This is a genomic window from Lonsdalea britannica, from assembly GCF_946477055.1.
GTDB classification, from domain to species: domain Bacteria; phylum Pseudomonadota; class Gammaproteobacteria; order Enterobacterales; family Enterobacteriaceae; genus Lonsdalea; species Lonsdalea britannica_A.
The window spans coordinates 1-3,520 of sequence record NZ_CAMKXG010000312.1 but is presented as its reverse complement, the minus strand read 5'-3'; the positions used below and the strand labels follow the sequence as shown (position 1 = coordinate 3,520).

Sequence of the window (3,520 nt, the reverse complement as noted above, 5' to 3'; positions counted from 1 at the left end):
TTATCATATTAAAAAATGACGCAATAATGACGTTGTTGTTTTCTAAAATTTTGTCCCTTAATAATGAATAGGGACGGGATATAAAATGGAATTCCCGATAATAGGGCCTGTCATCAGCGTTGCTGCGTTTATTTCACGCATAACAACGCCTTGCTATTTTTAGAAACTGTCGTGGATTATTTTGAACATCATGATAAATATTCGAAGTCTATTATTTTTGAATGGCTATGACCGAATGTCATTCAGAAGGGAATCGGGGTCCATTAACTGCTTCATTTCCGACAATGCCGACTTTTATTTCCGATCATGTCGCAGCCAGAGGCGGGTCTAATTAGATAATTGCCCTCCTTGAAGCATGGCTGTGTCATGAATGCGTCTTGGTTCTTTTCCAGACCCGGCGGGGGATAAGCCAATGCTTAGCGAAAGCATCATCCGTCACGCTGTTCGCGCAGGGGGGGCGATAGTTATGTGGCGTGATGCAAGATCACAATCCACTACCTAAACTGTATGAAGTACATAGGGAACGCATTCTGCAGTCTCCTTCTGCGGGAGCTTCAACGTCTCTCCACCTATGTGGGTAAGGTGCCGTCATGAGCCTTTCCGCATGTCCAGGGTTCTACATCGACGGTGTCGATGGTGAAGTGCCGTCAGAATGCATTCCCCTTGGTGACTCAACTACGCAAATCACAGGAGATAGCATGAGCGTTAATACTCATCACGATCGGCGTCTGGCGGGCAAAGTTGCCATCATCACGGGGGCGGCGAAAGGTATCGGACGCGCGACGGCTGAACTCTTTGCCTCGCAGGGCGCACAGCTGATGCTCGCCGACGTGGATGCGGCGGGCGTCAAAGCGCTGGCCGCCCACCTGAGCGAGCAAGGCCATAAAGTCATCGCGCAGTCCTGCGACGTCCGACATGAAGATGATATTCGCCGCACGATCGGCGCCACGGTAGCTGAGTTTGGACGGATTGATATTTTGGTGGCTAACGCCGGCATTATCCCCGAAGCCACGCTGGAAGAGGCGACCGCTGAACTGTGGGACGAAACGTTTGCCGTTGATGCGCGCGGGATGTTCCTGTCGGCTAAATACGCTGCCAGCGAGATGGTGAAGGCGGGTAAAGGGGCCATCGTTTTCCTCTCCTCTATTTCCGCTGCGGGCGGCCAGCCGGGGCAGGCCGTTTATGGCCCGGCCAAGTTTGTGGCGTCAGGCTTGACCAAGCATCTGGCGATCGATCTGGCGGGCAAAGGCATTCGCGTTAACGCCGTCGCGCCGGGCACGATTGATACCCCGGCTGTAGCGGGGCTGACTAAAGAAGGCATTGAGAAAGTGGTGGCGATGCACCCACTGGGACGCATGGGGAAACCTGAAGAGATTGCCTGGGGGATTCTGTTCCTGGCGTCAGATGAAGCATCGTTTATCACCGGCGCCGTGCTGCCGATTGACGGTGGTTTCCTCGCACAATAAGAGACGGTGACGCGCTTCTGATGGGGTTACCGCAGAAAGACGCCAGCCTCGTTTCCTTCGGGAAGCGAGGCTTTTTTATGCGCTGTTATCGACAGTGGAGGGGATAGCGCTGGTATAAAGAGCACCGTAAAACGATAGCGTTCCTGTGTCTTTCGTTGCAATTCTGGCGATGAGACAGCGCTGCTGTTGCTTTGCGCCCGTCCTCGAACTTTACGTTGCAGGGCGGGACTGCGGGCGCTATTTTCCGCCGCTTTTCACTCGCGTCCAGGCGCGGGTACGAGCGCGGTCAAGCTTGGGTGACTTGTCCATGGTGATAAACAACCGGGCGCGGACGGCATCCGACGGATAAATACCCGGATTGTTGCGCACCTCGTCGCTCAGCAGCGGCAAAGAGGCTTTATTGGCGCTGGCATAGAACACATGATCGCTGATTTTGGCAATGACGTCCGGGCGCATGAGGTAGTTGAGGAACTGATAGGCTTCGTCTACATTTTTCGCGTCCGCTGGGATGGCGAAGGTATCAAACGTGACCTGAGCGCCTTCCTTCGGAATACTGTAGCGAATATTCACGCCGTTCTTCGCTTCCTCTGCGCGCTGCGCTGCCTGCAAAACATCCCCCGACCAGCCGATAGCGACGCAGATATCGCCGTTGGCCAGATCGTTGATGTACTGCGATGAGTGGAAATAGCGGATGAAGGGACGCAGTTTCAGCAGGAGGTCAGCCGCCGTCTGGCTGTAGTCATTCACACTATCGCTGTTGGGACTTTTGCCCTGATAATTCAGTACGGCGGCGAAAACATCCTCCGGCGCATCGAGGAACGACACCCCACAGCTTTTCAATTTTTCCAGATTTTCCGGTTTAAAAACCAGATCCCAGCTGTCTACCGGCGCATCTGCGCCTAGCACGGCTTTCACTTTATCGACGTTATAACCGATCCCGGTGGTGTTCCACAGATAGGGGACGGCGTATTGATTGCCCGGATCGTGCTGCGCGACCAGCTTCATCAGGTCGGGATCGAGATTTTTCGCATTCGGTAATCGGCTCCAGTCCAGCGGGCGAAAAACGCCTGCGGTGCGAAGACGCGCCATAAAACTGTCTGAAGGCACGACCAGATCAAAGCCGGTGCTGCCCGCCATCAGCTTACCTTCCAACACTTCGTTGGAGTCGAACACGTCATAGATCACCTTGATACCGCTCTCTTTTTGGAAATTTTCCAGCGTATCGGGGGCGATATAATCAGACCAGTTGTAAATGTGCAGCACCTTCTCTTGTGCGGACGCGATAGCGGAAACGGCCATCAGCAAGCCCGCAAACGTTTTAGAAAACCTTTTCATGTAATGGGTGAACATCCGTTGCTTCCTCCTATCGGGAGTAAATGAAACATTGACGAGCAGAATCGGAATTTTTTAACGTGTACGACGATGATTTGCAGGGCTTGGGCAATCAGGCGCCCTTAAATACCCGAGGGCGAGATTGCCATAGATCCCTATATAAGTAATTGTTTTAATTGATATTTATAAAGCAATTCGTCGGTGATGGAAAATAGGAAAAACAAATATCAGAGGTTGCTTTACGCCGTTAACGCTGTCCTGTCGACGTAATGCCTTTTACCTGAGGCATGATATTGTTTGACGCTATCACGCCTGATCCTTGAGATACCAACCCCACGGTTCTTCACTGACATATTCCGTAATCTGTTTCGTTTCCAGATAGTTGTCGAAACCCCAACGGCCGAGCTCACGCCCAATCCCACTTTGTTGGTAACCGCCCCAGGGCGCCTGGGTGAACGTGGGCTGCGAGCAGTTCACCCAAACAATCCCCGCGCGTAACGCCCGACTGACGCGTCGGCAGCGTTCTGCTTCTGTCGACATCACCGCCGCGGCGAGTCCGAAACGGCTGTCGTTTGCTTGTTTGACCGCGTCGTCTTCATCGCGAAAGCACCGAACGGCAAGCACGGGGCCGAAAATTTCTTCCGTCCACAGCGCGCTTTCCAGCGGTGTGTCTACAAAAATGGCGGGTTCAATAAACCAGCCCTGCGTCAGATGATCGGGGC

Annotated in this window: 3 protein-coding genes; 1 reads left to right on the top strand and 2 read right to left on the bottom strand. The window is 53.2% G+C overall.

All coding sequences use genetic code 11. From position 1 onward, the window contains the following. Window positions 1–698 precede the first annotated feature (698 nt). Window positions 699–1,466: an SDR family NAD(P)-dependent oxidoreductase gene (locus Q7O77_RS15790; RefSeq protein ID WP_304169535.1), complete on the top strand. Its 768-nt coding sequence runs from the start codon at window positions 699–701 to the stop codon at window positions 1,464–1,466. A 237-nt stretch (window positions 1,467–1,703) separates the two neighbouring features. Here the strand turns inward: Q7O77_RS15790 and potF are convergent, their stop codons facing one another. After that, window positions 1,704–2,816, bottom strand: coding sequence for a spermidine/putrescine ABC transporter substrate-binding protein PotF (gene potF, locus Q7O77_RS15785; RefSeq protein WP_304169533.1), 1,113 nt, complete (start codon window positions 2,814–2,816; stop codon window positions 1,704–1,706). Window positions 2,817–3,104: 288 nt separating this feature from the next. Beyond that, a partial coding sequence (locus tag Q7O77_RS15780) for an aldehyde dehydrogenase family protein (RefSeq protein WP_304169530.1) occupies window positions 3,105–3,520 on the bottom strand: 416 nt, incomplete at its 5' end.